Raw genomic sequence first — 16858 nt, forward strand, 5'->3', positions numbered from 1 at the left:
GCATGACCGGCGCGGAGAAAGATCATGGCCAGCGCCCCGCTTTACATCAGTAACCGTATCACCATTGCCGGCTGGGAGCTGACGGAGCAATTCGTCTTGTCCGGCGGTCCGGGCGGCCAGAACGTCAACAAGGTTTCGACCGCAGTTCAGCTTTTCTTCGATATTGCCGGTTCGCCCTCACTTACGGACCGCGTCAAAACCAACGCCATCAGGATTGGCGGTCGGCGCGTATCCAAGGACGGCGTGCTGATGATCGAAGCGAGCAGGTTTCGAAGCCAGGACAGAAACCGCGAAGACGCCCGCGACCGTCTCAAGGAGCTTATTCTCGAAGCGGCCGCGCCACCGCCGCCTGTCCGAAAAGCAACCAAGCCGACACGCGGTTCCGTGGAACGCCGGCTGAAGGAAAAGTCCGGTCGTTCCGACGTCAAGAAGATGCGCGGCAAACCCTCTGGAGACTAGAGCGCTGTGCGTATCTTCTGCACGAGCACTCCGCACCTTAGAAGCGCTTTGTCAGAGTTTGCGCAGGGCCACCGTTTCGATCAGGTGGTTCTTGCCTTTGCTGAGAATGAGATCGGCGCGTGGTCGCGTCGGCAGGATGTTCTGGCGGAGGTTTTTCAGATTGATATTCTGCCAAAGACCCTCCGCAATGCTCAGTGCGGCGTCTTCGCTGATCGAAGCATAACGGTTGAAAAATGAGTTCGGGTCGCGGAATGCGGTTTTCCGAAGATTCATGAACCGGTTCACATACCAGTTGTGAATGAGACCCTCGTCCGCATCGATATAGATCGAGAAGTCGAAGAAATCGGAAACGATGGGAACGATGCGCCCACCGGCCGGTAAATCCCGCGATTGCAGAACATTGATTCCCTCGAAGATCAGGATGTCCGGCTGATCGACGATGGTGTATTCGTTCGGCAATACATCGTAGGTCAAGTGCGAATAGCGCGGTGCTTTTACGTTCGGTTGCCCCGCCTTGATCGCCGAAAGGAAGCGCAGCAATGCGCCGATATCGTAACTTTCGGGAAAACCCTTACGCTCCATCAGGTTGTCGCGGCGCAAAACCTCGTTCGGATAAAGAAATCCATCCGTGGTGATCAGGTCGACCTTTGGGCTGGATGGCCAGCGGGCCAACAGTTCTTTCAGAATACGCGCGGTTGTCGATTTGCCCACAGCCACCGACCCGGCAATACCGATCACGAAGGGCGTCTTGTTAACGTCAGCCATGTTCAGGAAGCGGTTGCGCTGTTCGAAAAGAAGCTGTGACGCCTCCACATGCGACGAGAGCAGGCGCGAAAGCGAAAGATAGATCCGCCGTACTTCATCCAGATCGATTGGGTCGTCCAGCGAACGAAGCCGTTTTACTTCGTCACCCGATAGGGTGAGCGGTGTGTCTGCGCGAAACTTTGCCCATTCTTCCGAGCTGAAGAAGTGGTAGGGCGAATATTCATCGGCGCGAAAGTGATCGAGTGTTCCTGGCATGCCTCTCTCCCCGCTGCGTGCCATGGTCGTCATGATTTCGGCCTCGATGCTTTTTCCTGAAGGCCGGTCTGGCCGGTGCGGCGCTCAAGCTCCGCGAGAACGTCGGCCAGGGGGATATCGGCAATCTTCAGAACCACCAGCAGATGGAAGAGCAGATCGGCGGCCTCGTTTTTCAGGCCGTCGTGATCTTTTGCAATTGCGGCGATCACTGTCTCAACGGCTTCTTCACCGAGTTTTTTGGCTGCGCGCTCCTGGCCCGACGCAACAAGCTTTGCGGTCCAGGATTCGTCCGGGGACGCAGCCGCGCGGGTTGCGACGATGCGCTCCAGATCAGTAAGGGAAAATGCGCTCATGATGTCTCCTGCTGTCAGTCGAGGCGCATGGCGATGCCATGGTCGGCCATGTAGGCCTTGGCTTCGCCGATAGAGTAAGTGCCGAAATGGAAAATGGATGCCGCAAGCACGGCCGTCGCGTGACCATCACGAACGCCGGCCACCAGATCATCGAGGTTGCCGACACCGCCGGAGGCAATGACCGGTACCCGAACCTGGTCGGCGATGGCGCGCGTCAAGGCGATATCGTAACCGCTTTTTGTGCCGTCCCGGTCCATGGAGGTGACAAGCAGCTCACCAGCGCCACGCTCGACCATCTTGATAGCGAACTCTACCGCATCGATACCGGTGGATTGCCGCCCGCCATGGGTAAAGATTTCCCAGCGGGCAGCCTCGCCATCGCCTGAGACTCTTTTGGCGTCTATGGACACGACGATGCACTGGTTGCCGAATTTGTCGGCGGCCTGCGCTACGAAATCCGGGTCTTTGACGGCAGCAGAGTTGATCGACACCTTGTCGGCGCCGCATAGCAGAAGCTTGCGGATATCGCCGACACTGCGCACGCCGCCGCCAACCGTCACAGGCATGAAGCAATGGTCGGCAGTCCGTGAGACGACGTCGAAAATTGTGTCGCGATTGTCGGAGGAGGCGGTGATATCGAGGAAACAAAGTTCATCGGCACCGGCTGAGTCATACGCTTTCGCTGCTTCGACGGGGTCTCCCGCATCGATCAGGTCGACGAAATTGACACCCTTGACGACGCGGCCGTCCTTTACATCAAGACATGGAATAACGCGTGCTTTGAGTGTCATGCGCCTGCCTCCTTGTTTCGAGCTGCCCGAATAAGCGCAAGGGCTTCTGCCGGATCAATCCGCCCATCATAAAGCGCGCGGCCGGAAATGGCGCCTTCGAGCTTTGCCGCATCCGGTTCAAGCATGCGGTTGATGTCGTCGATGGACGCCAGTCCACCAGAGGCGATCACCGGAATGGAAACCGCATTGGCCAGTTCGAGTGTCGACGACCAGTTGATACCGGCCAGAATACCATCGCGGTCGATGTCGGTGTAGATGATCGCGGCAACGCCAGCACCTTCGAAGCGCTTGGCAAGTTCGATAACACCGAGCTCTGACGCTTCTGCCCAGCCCTCAACGGCCACCTTGCCGCCCTTGGCATCGATCCCCACTGCCACCTGACCGGGGAAACGCTTGCAGGCTTCCAGCACCAGCACCGGATCGCGGACCGCGACCGTGCCGAGAATGACGCGGGCAAGCCCGCGCGTCAGCCATGCTTCGATATGATCGAGTGTGCGAATGCCACCACCGAGTTGCACCGGATTTTTTGTCGCCTTGAGAATGGTATCGACGGCAGCGCCGTTGACACTCTCGCCGGCAAAAGCACCGTTCAGATCCACGACATGTAGCCATTCGAACCCCTGGTCCTCGAAGGCTTTTGCCTGTGCGCCGGGGTCGGTGTTGTAGACGGTTGCCTGGTCCATATCGCCAAGTTTCAGGCGAACGCACTGGCCGTCTTTAAGGTCGATTGCGGGAAAAAGGATCATGTCAGGGCTTCCAACGCAGGAAATTCGAAATGAGGGCGAGGCCAAGCGTCTGGCTCTTTTCCGGATGGAACTGCGCACCCGCCATGTTGTCGCGACCGACGAACGCCGTCATCGCACCGCCATAACTGGTTGTGGCGATAACGTCGGCAGGGTGTTTCGTGGCCAGATGATAGGAATGCACGAAATAAGCATGCAAGCCATCCGGGCCGGTCTTGATGCCGTCAAAAAGTGGGTGCGCATGGCGGATTTCCAGCGTGTTCCAGCCGATTTGCGGGATCTTCAGGTTGGGATCGGAAGGGGTCATTTCCACGACATCGCCCTCGATCCAGCCCAGTCCCTGGCTGACAGTCTTTTCAAGACCACGCGACGACATGAGCTGCATACCGACGCAGATACCAAGAAACGGATGTGCCTTGTGTTCCACTGCCTCAACGAGTGCCTCGTGCATGCCGGATACCGCATCGAGACCGGCACGGCAGTCGGCGTAGGCGCCGACACCGGGCAGAACGATACGGTCTGCCGATGCGACGTGATCCGGCTTGTCGGTCAGTTCTATGGTTGCATTGATGCCGGCTTCGTGGGCGGCGCGCTCGAAAGCTTTTGTAGCAGAGCGCAGGTTGCCTGAACCGTAGTCGATGATCGCGACACGCATGTCAGCGCCTTCCGTTTAGATCGAATAGAAACGATCCGGCCGGATCGTTGATGAAGCTGTTTCCGCCAGTTTTCTCCGGATTGGGAGCCCATACTGGCTGGGTGGTTGTCATGTCCGGAACATCCGTGGATCGCTCGGAGAAATATAGGTCTTCGGCAGAGGAAAGATCAGGGGCCGTAACGATGGATTTCATCTGCCAGCCCTTTTTCAGCAGATGGCGGACCAGAAAATGCCTGCCTTCCAGCGCCGTGATGACGGATATCGCCAGACCGACCAGAAGCCCTACCGGTTCGAATCCGGCTAATGCAGAGATTTGTCCGGCGATGATGAGTGCCGCAAATACTAAGATCGCCGCAAGCCAGAGCCGATTGGTGGCAAGCCAGAGCCACGGCGCAACAAGTGCCAGCCAGACGAAACGGTCTGCAATGAAGCGGGTCGTTCTGTGATCTCTGTCCGGCCCACCAGGGGCTTCGAGAACCAGATAGCTTGTCATGGGCGTCCTGACAGCGTTTGCAGTTAGGCCAGCATACCCTTCGTGGAAGGAACGCGGTCTGCCTGCCGGGGATCGATCTCAGTTGCGGTGCGAAGAACGCGTGCAACGGCCTTGAAGCATGTTTCGGCGATATGATGGTTGTTTGCGCCGTAATGGTTCAAGATATGCAGGGTGATGCCCGCGTTCTGCGCCAGAGCCTGGAAGAACTCGCGTACCAGTTCAGTATCGAATGTACCGATCTTGGGTGCGGAAAAATTCACGTTCCAAACGAGGAAGGGGCGCCCGGAAATGTCGACTGCAGCCTTTGTCATGGTTTCGTCCATGGCAAGATCGAGCGACGCATAGCGGGTAATGCCGCGTCGGTCGCCCAACGCCTTGGCAATTGCCTGGCCGATGGCGATGCCGGTATCTTCGACGGTATGGTGGTCATCGATATGCAGATCGCCTTTGATGTCGATTTCCATGTCGATCAAAGAATGGCGGCTGAGTTGCTCCAGCATATGATCGAAAAATCCCACTCCAGTGGAAATTGTCGATTTGCCGGTGCCGTCGACATTCACGCGAACCGAAACCGATGTCTCGTTGGTTTTGCGGAAAATCTCGCCTTTACGTTCTGCCATTTTGGCCGCTCCGTGGAAATGTTGCCGTTCCTTATCAGCACAGAATGCAAATATCCAGTTGTTCCATCGTCTTGTCTCGTATGGCCTCCACGTCGGCCGCCAGGATGATTGCAATCGTAAAAAGCAAACTTACATAGAACCGGAAAGGGCCGGATGCGGCCCACCAACCATACGCCCGACACGGGCAGACAGGTGTTTGATGACAACTATTATTACAGTCAGGAAAGGCGGCAAGGTCGTCATGGCTGGCGATGGTCAGGTAAGCCTCGGCCAGACCGTCATGAAGGGCAATGCGCGTAAGGTCCGCCGTATCGGCAAGGGCGAAGTGATCGCCGGATTTGCTGGTGCAACAGCAGATGCCTTCACACTGCTCGATCGTCTCGAGAAGAAACTCGAACAATATCCGGGCCAGCTTATGCGTGCAGCCGTGGAGCTTGCCAAGGATTGGCGCACGGACAAGTACCTGCGCAATCTCGAAGCCATGATGCTGGTTGCCGACAAGTCGACGACCCTTGCCATTACAGGCAATGGAGATGTGCTGGAACCGGAACATGGTGCGATCGCCATTGGCTCTGGCGGCAACTATGCTTTCGCGGCGGCGCGCGCCATGATGGACACCGACAAGTCTGCGGAAGATGTGGCGCGCCAGGCGCTGGATATCGCTGCGGACATCTGCGTTTATACCAACCACAACCTCGTCGTTGAAACACTCGACGCCGAATAACGATTTTATCTCACCCAAGGGTCCTGTGGACCGGGCCGTCACGGCCGGTCGGGGCAGGAAAGCCAAGAGGATAGGATGACCACTTTTTCTCCCCGGGAAATCGTCTCGGAACTGGACCGTTACATTATCGGCCAGCACGATGCGAAACGCGCTGTTGCTATTGCGCTGCGCAACCGCTGGCGGCGTCAGCAGCTTGATGAGAGCCTGCGCGACGAAGTTATGCCAAAGAATATCTTGATGATCGGGCCGACCGGTGTCGGCAAGACGGAAATCTCCCGTCGCCTTGCCAAGCTGGCTGGTGCTCCCTTCATCAAGGTCGAAGCGACAAAGTTCACCGAAGTTGGCTATGTCGGCCGCGATGTCGAGCAGATCATCCGCGATCTCGTCGAGATCGGTATCGGACTGGTTCGCGAAAAGAAGCGCGCTGAAGTGCAGGCCAAGGCACATGCCAGCGCCGAGGAGCGCGTGCTCGATGCACTGGTCGGATCGACAGCATCCCCTGCAACACGCGAAAACTTCCGCAAGAAGCTGCGTGACGGAGAACTCGACGACAAGGAAATCGATATCGAGGTTGCCGATGCCGGTTCTGGCATGCCCGGCTTCGACATTCCCGGTATGCCGGGCGCGAACATCGGCGTCCTCAATCTGTCTGAAATGTTCGGAAAGGCCATGGGCGGCCGAACGAAAAAGGTTCGGACGACGGTTTCCAAGTCCTATGCTGATCTTATTCGTGATGAGTCCGACAAGCTCCTGGACAACGAAATGATCCAGCGCGAGGCGGTCAAGTCGGTGGAAAACGATGGCATCGTGTTTCTCGACGAAATCGACAAGATCGCCGCACGTGATGGCGGTATGGGGGCAGGTGTTTCTCGCGAAGGCGTGCAGCGCGATTTGTTGCCGCTTGTTGAGGGCACGACCGTTTCAACCAAGTATGGTCCGGTGAAAACGGATCACGTCCTGTTCATCGCGTCCGGTGCCTTCCATGTGGCGAAGCCCTCCGACCTGTTGCCGGAACTCCAGGGACGTCTGCCGATCCGCGTTGAGCTGAAACCGCTGACCAAGGAAGATTTCCGACGCATTCTGACTGAAACCGAGGCCAGCCTGATCCGTCAGTACAAGGCGCTGATGGCGACGGAAGAACTGGATCTGGAATTCACTGATGATGCGATCGATGCCTTGGCTGATGTCGCTGTTCACCTCAACTCGTCTGTCGAGAATATAGGTGCACGTCGTCTGCAAACGGTGATGGAACGGGTTCTGGACGAAATTTCGTTCAACGCGCCGGATCGCGGTGGCTCGTCGGTGAAGATCGATCACGAATATGTCCGAAAACATGTCGGTGATCTTGCTGCCGATACAGATTTGTCGCGCTATATTCTCTAAGCGTCTTATCCGATAATATCTGGAGTGCGGCCATATTTGCCGCACTCTTTTATTTTACCAGCCTCGTCTCGCCTTCGGCCCGCAATTTGTTTATGGGAGAGGCACTGCATTCCGATTGGAACCGCTCTATGGACGCGGCCGGTTTTTCCTCAACTCTTGTTTTCGACAAGCCGGCCTGAGAAAAGGCATTCGCTCGTGCGCAAAACTCTTCTGGCATTCGCCGTTGCTCTGACCTTCACGACTGTGTCGTCGTCTTTCGCTGAGGCTGCGACGGTCGTGCCGCCTGGAAACCGCAATGCCGAACAGCCGGGCGTGCCAGGCGCGTCCGCGCGCCGCACGAAAGCGTCCAATACGTCTTACGAGCGTAAGTACCAGAAAGTCATTGAACTTCTGTCTTCAGACAAGGCGTTGATCGGCAAGATCAAGGCGACGGCGGGACGATATGGTATTGATCCAATCCATATGATCGGTGCTATCGTTGGCGAACACACTTACAACGTCGATGCCTACGACCGTTTGCAATCCTATTATGTCAAGGCGGCGTCCTATGCAGGAAACAGTTTCCGCTTCGGTTACAAGGATGAATCGATCGCGCAGTTTTTGTCGCATGCCCAGTTCGGCAAATGTCAGTCGAAAAAGGATTCCTACGCTCTCTGGAGCTGCCGGGAAGATGTGTGGGACGACAGCTTCCGCGGCAAGAAGGTTGATGGCGTATCCTACCCTGACAATCGTTTCAGCGCGGTCTTTTTCCAGCCGTTTTATGCCGGGCAGACGTTTGGCCTCGGCCAGATCAATCCGCTGACGGCGCTGATGTTGACGGATATGGTCTCGAGGACTTCCGGTTATGAAAGACTGGACGAAAACGATGCCGCGGCCGTCTACACAGCCATCATGGACCCGGACCGGTCATTGGCCTTCATGGCAGCGTCCATCCGCAAGTCGATCGACGATTACAAATCCATCGCGGATATGGATATTTCCAGGAATCCCGGTGTCACCTCGACTTTGTATAACGTTGGCGGCTCTCAGAACCGCGCCGCCGCCCTTGCGCAGAAAAACCGTCAGCGCGCAGGCGGTGATGTCATCTTGCCGGAAGAAAATTATTACGGCTGGCTGGTGAATGATCGCATCAAGGATCTGCAGGGGCTTTTGTAAGAAACGACCATTATCTTTTCCATTGTTTCCAATCTGGAAATAATATTTGGTTGCTTCACGCGATTGACGTAGCCCACCCTCATTGTTCAATTTAGACGAAATGAACACGAGGAGGCGCATGTGAGCCGCACGGATAAATTCGGTCTTTCCATCGACAACAGGCTTTATGCTTTTCTGACAGAAGAGGTCCTGCCCGGTACAGGTCTTGACCGTGAGGCCTTTTTTGAAGGCTTTTCGGGGATCATCCACGATCTTTCGCCGAAAAATCGCGAGCTTCTTTTAAAGCGTGACGCTCTGCAAGAAAAGCTGGATGAATGGTACCGCCAGAATGGTGCCCCGCTGGATTTTGGCGTTTACGAAAACTTTTTGAAAGAGATCGGCTATCTTTTGCCGGAAGGACCGGATTTCAGGGTCTCAACAGAGAACGTTGATGCCGAAATGGCAGTCGTCGCCGGTCCACAACTCGTCGTCCCTGTTATGAATGCGCGTTATGCATTGAACGCTGCGAACGCGCGCTGGGGTTCGCTCTATGACGCGCTTTACGGCACCGATGCGATTTCCGATGAGGATGGTGCTGAAAAGGGCAGGGGCTATAACCCGAAACGCGGCGAAAAGGTCATCGCGTGGTCGAGAAACTTCCTTGATCAATCTGTGCCCCTGGACGGCGCGAGTTGGTCGGACGTGACTGGTATCAAGATCTTGGACGGTGTCTTGCAGCTTTCCGTTGGCGACAAGACCACAGGTTTGAAAGATGTGTCGCAGTTCGCCGGCTTTGGCGGCGATGTTGCGTCCCCGTCATCGATCTTGCTGAGCAAGAACGGTCTGCACACCGAAATCGTCATCGATCCGTCGACGGAAATCGGCAAGTCCGATCTCGCGGGAATTTCCGATGTCATACTTGAATCGGCCCTGACCACGATCATGGACTGCGAGGATTCGGTTGCTGCCGTGGATGCGGAAGACAAGGTTCTCGTCTACGGCAACTGGCTTGGTCTGATGCGCGGCGATCTGGCCGAAGAAGTTTCAAAAGGTGGAAAAACCTTCACCCGCAAATTGAACCCCGACCGTTATTATACCGGCCCGGACGGTTCCGCCGTGACGTTACATGGACGGTCATTGATGCTGGTTCGAAATGTCGGGCATCTGATGACCAATCCTGCAATCCTCGACAGTGATGGGCGTGAGGTTCCGGAAGGCATCATGGATGCCGTCGTTACCGCTTTGATTGCTCTTTACGATGTCGGTCCGTCTGGCCGTCGCCAGAATTCGCGCGCCGGTTCGATGTATGTCGTCAAGCCCAAGATGCATGGGCCGGAAGAAGTGGCCTTCGCCAACGAAGTTTTCACGCGGGTCGAAAAGCTTGTCGGCATGACACCAAACACCATGAAGATGGGCATCATGGATGAGGAACGCCGTACGACGGTCAACCTCAAGGAATGTATTCGTGCGGCGAAAGACCGGGTTGTATTCATCAATACCGGCTTCCTCGATCGTACCGGTGACGAGATGCACACGTCCATGGAAGCCGGCCCGATGATCCGCAAGGGTGACATGAAGCAGGCGGCCTGGATTGCGGCTTACGAAAACTGGAACGTCGACATTGGTCTGGAGTGCGGTCTTGCTGGCCATGCTCAGATCGGCAAGGGCATGTGGGCGATGCCGGATCTGATGGCAGCGATGCTGGAGCAGAAGATCGCGCATCCCAGGGCTGGTGCCAACACGGCATGGGTGCCTTCGCCGACGGCGGCGACGCTGCATGCAACGCATTATCATACGGTCGATGTCGCGGCTGTTCAGGATCACCTGAAGAGCCGAGGCAGGGCGAAACTCTCCGACATTTTGTCCGTACCTGTCGCATCTCGCCCCAACTGGACGCCAGAAGAAATCCAGCGCGAACTCGATAACAACGCCCAGGGCATTCTGGGTTATGTCGTCCGTTGGGTCGACCAGGGCGTGGGTTGCTCGAAGGTTCCGGACATCAACAATATCGGCTTGATGGAAGACCGCGCCACTCTGCGGATCTCTGCACAACATATGGCAAACTGGTTGCGTCACGGCGTCGTGACGGAAGAACAGATTGTCGAAACCATGAAGCGCATGGCTGTTGTGGTTGACGGTCAGAATGCTGGTGATGCCGCCTATCTGGCAATGGCACCTGATTTTGACGGTTCCATTGCTTTTCAGGCTGCCGTCGAACTGGTCCTGAAAGGACGCGAGCAACCGAACGGTTACACCGAACCGGTTCTGCACCGTCGCCGTCTCGAGTTGAAAGCAAGGCAGGCCGCCTGACTTGTAAAAGCGCGGGTATTCCCGCCGCAAGCCAACAAAAAAGCCGCCGGGATGTCCTGGCGGCTTTTTCATTTTCTGGTCTTGATCCGGATATTACTGGATGACGATAACCTTGGTGTTCCGGCCCGGACGGACGCGGCTGTAAAGGTCGATCACGTCCTGGTTGATCATGCGGATGCAGCCGGAAGACGCTGCCGTGCCGATCGACGCCCATTCAGGCGATCCATGGATGCGGAACAGGGTATCCTGACCCTTTTCATTGAAGAGGTACATTGCGCGCGCACCAAGCGGGTTGGTCAGGCCAGGCCCCATGCCGGCTTCGACGTACTTCGCGACTTCCGGTTTGCGGTCGGCCATTTCCTTTGGCGGATGCCACATCGGCCATTCTTGCTTCCAGGCGACATAGGCTTCACCGGCCCACGCAAAGCCTGCCTTGCCAACGCCGATGCCGTAACGAACGGCGCGGTTACCCGGCATGACGTAATAGAGGAAACGCTCACGGGTGTTGACGATAACTGTGCCCGGCTTTTCAGGAGTCTGGAATTCAACGATCTGGCGACGGAACTTCTCATTGACGCGGTTGATCGGGATAGCTGGAAGGGCGTAACCGGCGTCCGTGACAGGGCCGTAAACGTCGTTGAAAATCTGGACGGTTTCAACCTTTGTCGGAACAGGCGCCGGCGCGGCTGCGACGGGCTTGTCGGACGATTGGGAAGTGGTCTCGGCGCAGCCGGCCAGAGCCAGTACTGCCGTCAGACCAAGTGCGGTCAATGATGTACGGATGCGCATGTCGTTCTCGCGGAAAATTCGCCAAATTGTGCGAAAGAGTAGGCTGAATTGGATAATGGGGTTATTTTCCATTAAGCTGCGCTTGGCAAGCCGTAGCGCCTCGGCAACGGGCCACGGCATGTAAAATTGCCGGTTCATTGTCTTTTTGCAACAATAGTTCACACGTCCTTGAATGCGTTATCCATGACTATTCTTTCCGTCACCAATAACAATCCGTTAATTGATGGTCGCCAATCGGACAAGGCCATGCTGGTGCGGCGCGGCGTGCAAATCTTGCTGCATGAGATGCGCCATTCTGTTCTGCCCGAACTGCCTCTCGCGAGCGGGCGAAGAGCCGACCTCATCAGCCTGTCCGTCAAGGGTGAAATCTGGATTGTCGAAATCAAATCCTCGATTGAGGATTTCCGTGTCGATCGCAAATGGCCGGACTACCGGTTGCACTGCGACCGGTTATTCTTTGCCACACATGCCGAAGTCCCGATCGACATTTTTCCGGATGATTGTGGCCTCATCCTTTCCGACGGATATGGCGCTCACATGCTGCGCGAAGCGCCGGAGCACAAACTGCCACCTGCGACGCGCAAATCACTGATGCTGGATTTTTCCAGAACTGCGGCCACCCGCCTCATGTTGGCGGAATGGACAACGGGCCGCAGCTTCGGAGAATGACCGACGTTTATTTAGGGGCGCGTTTCGCAAGAATTCGCTGCAGGGTACGGCGGTGCATGTTGAGACGTCGAGCGGTTTCCGAGACGTTTCTCTCACACATCTCGTAAACCCGCTGAATATGCTCCCAGCGTACCCGGTCCGCAGACATCGGATTTTCTGGAACTTCAGTCTTTTCACCCTTGCGCTGCGTCAACGCATTAAAGACATCATCGGCATCGGCCGGCTTTGCGAGATAATCGAGCGCACCGAGTTTGACCGCGGTAACGGCGGTGGCGATATTTCCGTAGCCCGTCAGAACTACGATCTGCGTATCCGTTCTGCTTTGCCTGATGGCCTCGATCACTTCCAGCCCATTGCCATCTCCAAGTCGAAGATCGACGACGGCATATTTCGGCGGCGTCGCCTTTGACTTGGCGATGCCCTCGCTGACCGACTCGGCGGTATCGACATTAAACCCGCGCGTTTCCATGGCGCGAGCCAGGCGGCGGAGAAACGGGCCGTCGTCATCGACGATCAGCAGCGACTTGTCGGCGCCGATTGGATCGTTTTCGTCGGCAATCGCCTTGTCATCGAGAGGGGCTTGATCTTTTGTATTCATGGTTCCGGCCTTCCGGCAACTTCCTGAGCCTGTTGTCTTCTTATCGCTTCTTCAAATCGGATCGTAAAGCGTTCAGTGGCTTTTATCGTCCATAAGGGCGCGGGGCCAGACGATTGTGATTCGCGCTCCGCTATCGGTCACGCCGCGATTTTCGAATGTCACGGTCGCACCCGAGCGTTCCAGCAAAGTCTTGGCGATAAATAGACCGAGCCCCAATCCGCCTGCGCGGGCATCATTGTGGCGCTCAGTCATATAGGGTTCGCCAATGCGGGCGAGAATGTCATAGGCGTAACCAGGTCCGTCGTCTTCAATTGCGACTTTTACCGTCTGTGCATCATAGGCGGCGGTCACTGTGACTTTCGTTCGCGCATAGTCCACGCCATTTTCGATAAGGTTGCCGAGACCATAGATAATGCCGGCGTTTCTGATACCGACAGGCTCATCGACGCGGTTATTTTTCTCGATCAGTTCAAGCTCGATGCCGAATTCGCGATAAGGTGCCATGACCTCATCAAGCAGGGAAGAAAGTGGCAGACGACGCATATGTTCTTCGCTGTCGGCTGAAAGTGAGGTCAGGCGTCGCAAGATATCGCGGCATCGTTCGCTTTGGCTGCGCAGAAGGGCGATGTCTTCTCCCAAACGTTCGTCATTCCCGAGTTCTCGCTCCATCTCCTTGGCGACGACGCTGATGGTTGCAAGTGGCGTCCCAAGCTCGTGCGCAGCTGCCGCCGCGAGGCCGTCGAGCTGTGACAGGTGTTTTTCACGTTCGAGAACGAGTTCAGTTGCTGCCAGAGCATCGGCAAGCTGATTGGCTTCATGGGAAACACGATAGGCGTAAAATGCTGCAAACGATGTCGTCGCGATAATGGCGAACCAAGTGCCAACATGTAGCAGAAGCTGGATCGGCAAAGTTTCGCCCGGATACCATGGAACCGGGAAGGGCGAGAAAGCGATCGCTGTCGAGCAAATGACCGCGAAGGCGAGAAGAATAAGAGAGTGCCTCAGCGGTTGCGAAGCGAAAGCGATAATGACCTGTACGCAGATCAAAGGAGCGAAGGGGTTGGAGAGACCTCCCGTGATGTAGATGAGTGCCGTCAACTGCAAGAGATCGAAGGCGAGCAGCAACGTCGCTTCCCAGGGCTCCAGGCGGTAGGTGGGTGGAAAACGAGCTGTCAGAAACAGATTGGCCAGCGCCAGCGCGGCGATCAGCAGCGAGCACGCCAGGAGTGGCAGCGGGAAGTGCAAGCCGAGGGCGACGAAGAGAATTGTTGCACTTTGACCCGCGACGGCAAGCCAACGCAGCCAGACGATTGTCTGCAGCCTGATTCTTCGGCTGGCACGACCAAGTCTCGTCGTTTCGATTGCCTGGATTGCCGTCTTCGTTTCTTTTACGGGTTTCATTGCTTACGTTCCACGTGGCTTTGCACGGTTGGTGGGTTGCGCGGATGCCGGATCTTCCGGCCACGGGTGACGTGGATACCGGCCACGCATATCAGCGCGCACATCTTTCCACGACCCCGACCAGAAACCAGGCAAATCGCGTGTCGTTTGTATCGGTCGATGCGCGGGAGAGGTCAATTCCAGAACGAGCGGCAAGCGGCCCTGCGCGATCGTTGGATGCGCTTTAAGTCCGAACAGTTCCTGTACACGAATGGAAAGTGTGGGTTCGCTTCCGTCATAGCGGATTGGGTGCCGTTGTCCTGTCGGCGCTTCGAAGTGGGTCGGCGCCAATTTCGCGAGCTCTCGCACCACCTCGTGTGGAACAAGTGACATCAGCCCTTCGGAAAGGCTGCCGGAGCGAATATCCTGAAGACTGCGGACACTGTTTTGGAATGGTACGAACCATTCATCCAGGCGTGCTGTCAGAGCTTCGTCGCTGACATCCGGCCAGGGGTCTCCAATGCTGGCATGAAGAAAGCCGATCCTCTCGCGAAGTTGGTCCGCTTCCCTTGAAAATGGCAGGATCGACAGCCCAAACTCGCGTACCCCGTTGGCGAGTGCCTGTGCGGCCTGCGGTCCCTCCGGCTTTGGCAAAGGCGCTTCATCGAGAATGATGGCGCCAAGGCGCGTCACGCGACGTGCCCTGACCTGCCCGCTGGCCTTGTCGAAGAACAGTTGATCCTGCGTTTCGATGAGGTGTGGCATCTCATCTTCGATATCGCTGCGCTCTATGGCGACAGCGGAGAGAATTCTGGGCTGGGCCGCCCGTCCCGTAATTTCTGCAACCACCAGCATCTTGTTTGTTGCCAGCCGTTCCGTTTCGGAGATTTCCGCGCCGCGACCATTCGCCATCACATATCGTCCGCGTCCGCCACGCTGAAATGCGATTCGGTCAGGATAGGCATGCAACAACAAAGAGCCGGTCTGAACAGCTGGGTTGCTCTTTGTTGTCGCGACGCGAAGCGAGTCGAGCAGGCGACGCGCCAGCTTGCGCGCGGCGTCGGCACGATCGCTTCTGTCTCGTGAAAAATAACGCAGCCGCTCGTCTAGATCGATGTCGTTGCCGCCAAGGCCTTGCTCCGTCAACATGACGGCCAGCATTGCCGCTTTTTCGCCGGCGCCCTCGTTTGCGGCAGCAATCACCATGGCGGAAAGACGTGGCGGCAGTGATAGATTTCGCATCAGCCTGCCCTGTTGCGTCAGGTTACCCTGTTCATCCAGCGCGCTGAGGTTTTTAAGAAGGGCAACCGATTCCTTGAGGGCGGCATCCGGTGGCAAATCCAGAAATGCGAGGCTGGAGAGGTCTTTTACGCCCCAATGCGCCAGATCGAGAGCAAGAGACGACAGATCGCTCGCAAGGATTTGTGGCGGTGTGAAAGCGGGCAGGGCGGCTGTCTGCCCCTGGTGCCACAAACGAATTGCCACACCGGTCTCCGTTCGCCCGGCGCGTCCTGCTCGTTGGTCGGCAGAGGCGCGGGAGACACGAACCGTTTCTAGCCGGGTGATGCCGGTTGATGGCTCGAACACCGGCAACCTTTGTAAACCGCTGTCGATGACCACCCTTACGCCGTCGATGGTTATCGACGTTTCCGCAATCGATGTCGCGAGAACGATCTTTCGCCGCCCTCTGGTGGTAGGTCGGATCGCGGCGTCCTGCTCCTTCTGTGAGAGATTGCCGTAGAGAGGGATAACATCTGTGTTTTCAGGGAAGCGGTTTTCCAGCCGCATCGCTGTCCGTGTGATCTCGGCCTGTCCTGGCAGGAAAGCAAGGATGGAGCCCGTCTCTGAAGCGTGTGCCTCGATAATGGCCTTTGCAACCTTCTCATCTGTCGATACGCCCTGCCATCGGTCATCATGGCGGATATCAATGGGAAAAGTGCGTCCGAGACTTTCGATGACGGGTGCGCCCTGCATGAGTTGACTGATGCGGTCCGTGTCGAGCGTTGCCGACATAACAAGAACTCGCAAATCCTCACGCAGGCCGCCCTGTACGTCGAGGGCGAGAGCCAAACCAAAATCACCATCAAGCGAACGCTCGTGAAACTCGTCGAAAATGACCGTCGAAACACCGGAGAGCTCAGGATCGTCCAGAACCATTCTGGCAAAGACGCCTTCGGTCACCACCTCTATACGGGTTCGAGAGGAAACGCGGTTATCGAGCCGCATACGATAACCAACGATGTCGCCAACGTTCTCGCCAAGCAATGCCGCCATTCGTCCGGCGGCTGCACGCGCCGCCAATCGGCGAGGCTCAAGAAGAATGATCTTGCCATCGCCTCGCCAGTCCTGCTGCAGAAGATGAAGCGGGACGAGGGTTGTTTTGCCCGCGCCTGGGGGCGCTGAAAGCACAGCGCGCCTATCGGCCGCCAAAGCCTTCGCTATGTCCTCGAGCACTTCCGTGACGGGGAGTACGGTTTGGGCGTCTTGAGTGGGCAATGAAGCATCGGTCATGGAAATATCGTCAGCATCCGCTCGTTAGATGGTTCTTTATATGGGGTATTGCGACGTTTCTAATCCAGTGATCCGGTCTTTGACAGGCAAATTTGGCGTATTCAAATGCAGGGCGTGCTGGTGAAACTGCGGCCCCGCACGAAAGATCTGGACGCGGACGGGCAAAACAGAGCGTAAAATCGCTTATCTCACTCCGAAACTCAAAAATACGCTTTAATTTCAATTG

17 protein-coding genes are annotated in these 16858 nt (G+C 56.6%); 6 read left to right on the forward strand and 11 right to left on the reverse strand.

Annotation, left to right across the window (positions count from 1 at the left end; genetic code table 11):
* Window positions 1-24: 24 nt before the first annotated feature.
* A complete protein-coding gene (gene arfB, locus ACIQT8_RS19980; RefSeq protein WP_262523601.1) occupies window positions 25-459 on the forward strand; it encodes an alternative ribosome rescue aminoacyl-tRNA hydrolase ArfB in 435 nt (144 codons plus the stop codon).
* A 51-nt stretch (window positions 460-510) separates the two neighbouring features.
* On the opposite strand, the gene coaA is transcribed toward arfB, so the two are convergent.
* Genes coaA through hisB form a run of 7 tightly spaced genes read right to left on the reverse strand, consistent with a single transcriptional unit; the run spans window position 511 to window position 5134 of the window.
* Window positions 511-1503, reverse strand: a complete 993-nt coding sequence (gene coaA, locus ACIQT8_RS19985) for a type I pantothenate kinase (RefSeq protein WP_178340614.1) — start codon at window positions 1501-1503, stop codon at window positions 511-513.
* 5 nt (window positions 1504-1508) lie between these two features.
* Entirely contained in the window at window positions 1509-1832 is a 324-nt protein-coding gene (locus tag ACIQT8_RS19990; RefSeq protein ID WP_262523604.1) for a phosphoribosyl-ATP diphosphatase, read from the reverse strand.
* A 14-nt stretch (window positions 1833-1846) separates the two neighbouring features.
* Window positions 1847-2623, reverse strand: a complete 777-nt coding sequence (hisF, locus tag ACIQT8_RS19995) for an imidazole glycerol phosphate synthase subunit HisF (protein ID WP_400968690.1) — start codon at window positions 2621-2623, stop codon at window positions 1847-1849.
* Entirely contained in the window at window positions 2620-3369 is a 750-nt protein-coding gene (gene hisA, locus ACIQT8_RS20000; protein WP_400968693.1) for a 1-(5-phosphoribosyl)-5-[(5-phosphoribosylamino)methylideneamino]imidazole-4-carboxamide isomerase, read from the reverse strand. The genes hisF and hisA overlap by 4 nt, the downstream gene beginning before the upstream one ends.
* A gap of 1 nt (window position 3370) precedes the next feature.
* Window positions 3371-4021: an imidazole glycerol phosphate synthase subunit HisH gene (hisH, locus tag ACIQT8_RS20005; protein ID WP_400968696.1), complete on the reverse strand. Its 651-nt coding sequence runs from the start codon at window positions 4019-4021 to the stop codon at window positions 3371-3373.
* Between the two features lies 1 nt (window position 4022).
* Window positions 4023-4514 (reverse strand): DUF2628 domain-containing protein, encoded by a 492-nt coding sequence (locus ACIQT8_RS20010; RefSeq protein WP_400968699.1) that lies wholly within the window; start codon window positions 4512-4514, stop codon window positions 4023-4025.
* Window positions 4515-4537: 23 nt separating this feature from the next.
* A complete protein-coding gene (gene hisB / locus ACIQT8_RS20015) occupies window positions 4538-5134 on the reverse strand; it encodes an imidazoleglycerol-phosphate dehydratase HisB (protein ID WP_400968702.1) in 597 nt (198 codons plus the stop codon).
* A 199-nt stretch (window positions 5135-5333) separates the two neighbouring features.
* On the opposite strand from hisB, the gene hslV reads away from it, so the two are divergent.
* The 4 genes from hslV (at window position 5334) to ACIQT8_RS20035 (ending at window position 10685) form a co-directional block, all read left to right on the forward strand.
* Window positions 5334-5858, forward strand: a complete 525-nt coding sequence (gene hslV / locus ACIQT8_RS20020; protein WP_004444336.1) for an ATP-dependent protease subunit HslV — start codon at window positions 5334-5336, stop codon at window positions 5856-5858.
* Between the two features lie 75 nt (window positions 5859-5933).
* Entirely contained in the window at window positions 5934-7241 is a 1308-nt protein-coding gene (gene hslU / locus ACIQT8_RS20025) for an ATP-dependent protease ATPase subunit HslU (RefSeq protein WP_138795090.1), read from the forward strand.
* 195 nt (window positions 7242-7436) lie between these two features.
* Window positions 7437-8396 carry a DUF1402 family protein gene (locus tag ACIQT8_RS20030; protein WP_400968706.1) on the forward strand — a complete coding sequence of 320 codons (960 nt, stop codon included), beginning with the start codon at window positions 7437-7439 and terminating at the stop codon, window positions 8394-8396.
* Between the two features lie 120 nt (window positions 8397-8516).
* Window positions 8517-10685, forward strand: coding sequence for a malate synthase G (locus tag ACIQT8_RS20035; RefSeq protein ID WP_400968709.1), 2169 nt, complete (start codon window positions 8517-8519; stop codon window positions 10683-10685).
* A 93-nt stretch (window positions 10686-10778) separates the two neighbouring features.
* Here the strand turns inward: ACIQT8_RS20035 and ACIQT8_RS20040 are convergent, their stop codons facing one another.
* Window positions 10779-11474, reverse strand: a complete 696-nt coding sequence (locus tag ACIQT8_RS20040; protein WP_138795087.1) for a L,D-transpeptidase — start codon at window positions 11472-11474, stop codon at window positions 10779-10781.
* 183 nt (window positions 11475-11657) lie between these two features.
* Between ACIQT8_RS20040 and ACIQT8_RS20045 the strand changes: the two genes are divergently transcribed.
* On the forward strand, window positions 11658-12143 hold the full coding sequence (locus ACIQT8_RS20045) for an MmcB family DNA repair protein (RefSeq protein ID WP_400968712.1): 486 nt from the start codon (window positions 11658-11660) through the stop codon (window positions 12141-12143).
* A 7-nt stretch (window positions 12144-12150) separates the two neighbouring features.
* Here ACIQT8_RS20045 and ACIQT8_RS20050 read toward each other — a convergent pair whose 3' ends face one another.
* The 3 genes from ACIQT8_RS20050 to hrpB form a co-directional block, all read right to left on the reverse strand.
* Entirely contained in the window at window positions 12151-12741 is a 591-nt protein-coding gene (locus ACIQT8_RS20050) for an ActR/PrrA/RegA family redox response regulator transcription factor (RefSeq protein ID WP_138795085.1), read from the reverse strand.
* Between the two features lie 72 nt (window positions 12742-12813).
* The gene (locus ACIQT8_RS20055; RefSeq protein WP_400968716.1) at window positions 12814-14142 is read right to left on the reverse strand and encodes an ActS/PrrB/RegB family redox-sensitive histidine kinase; all 1329 of its coding nucleotides are present in this window, start codon (window positions 14140-14142) and stop codon (window positions 12814-12816) included.
* A gap of 3 nt (window positions 14143-14145) precedes the next feature.
* Window positions 14146-16632, reverse strand: coding sequence for an ATP-dependent helicase HrpB (hrpB, locus tag ACIQT8_RS20060; protein WP_400968718.1), 2487 nt, complete (start codon window positions 16630-16632; stop codon window positions 14146-14148).
* Window positions 16633-16858: the final 226 nt, after the last annotated feature.

Source organism: Agrobacterium sp. NPDC090273 (genome assembly GCF_044772305.1).
In the GTDB taxonomy this organism is placed as follows: Bacteria; Pseudomonadota; Alphaproteobacteria; order Rhizobiales; family Rhizobiaceae; genus Agrobacterium.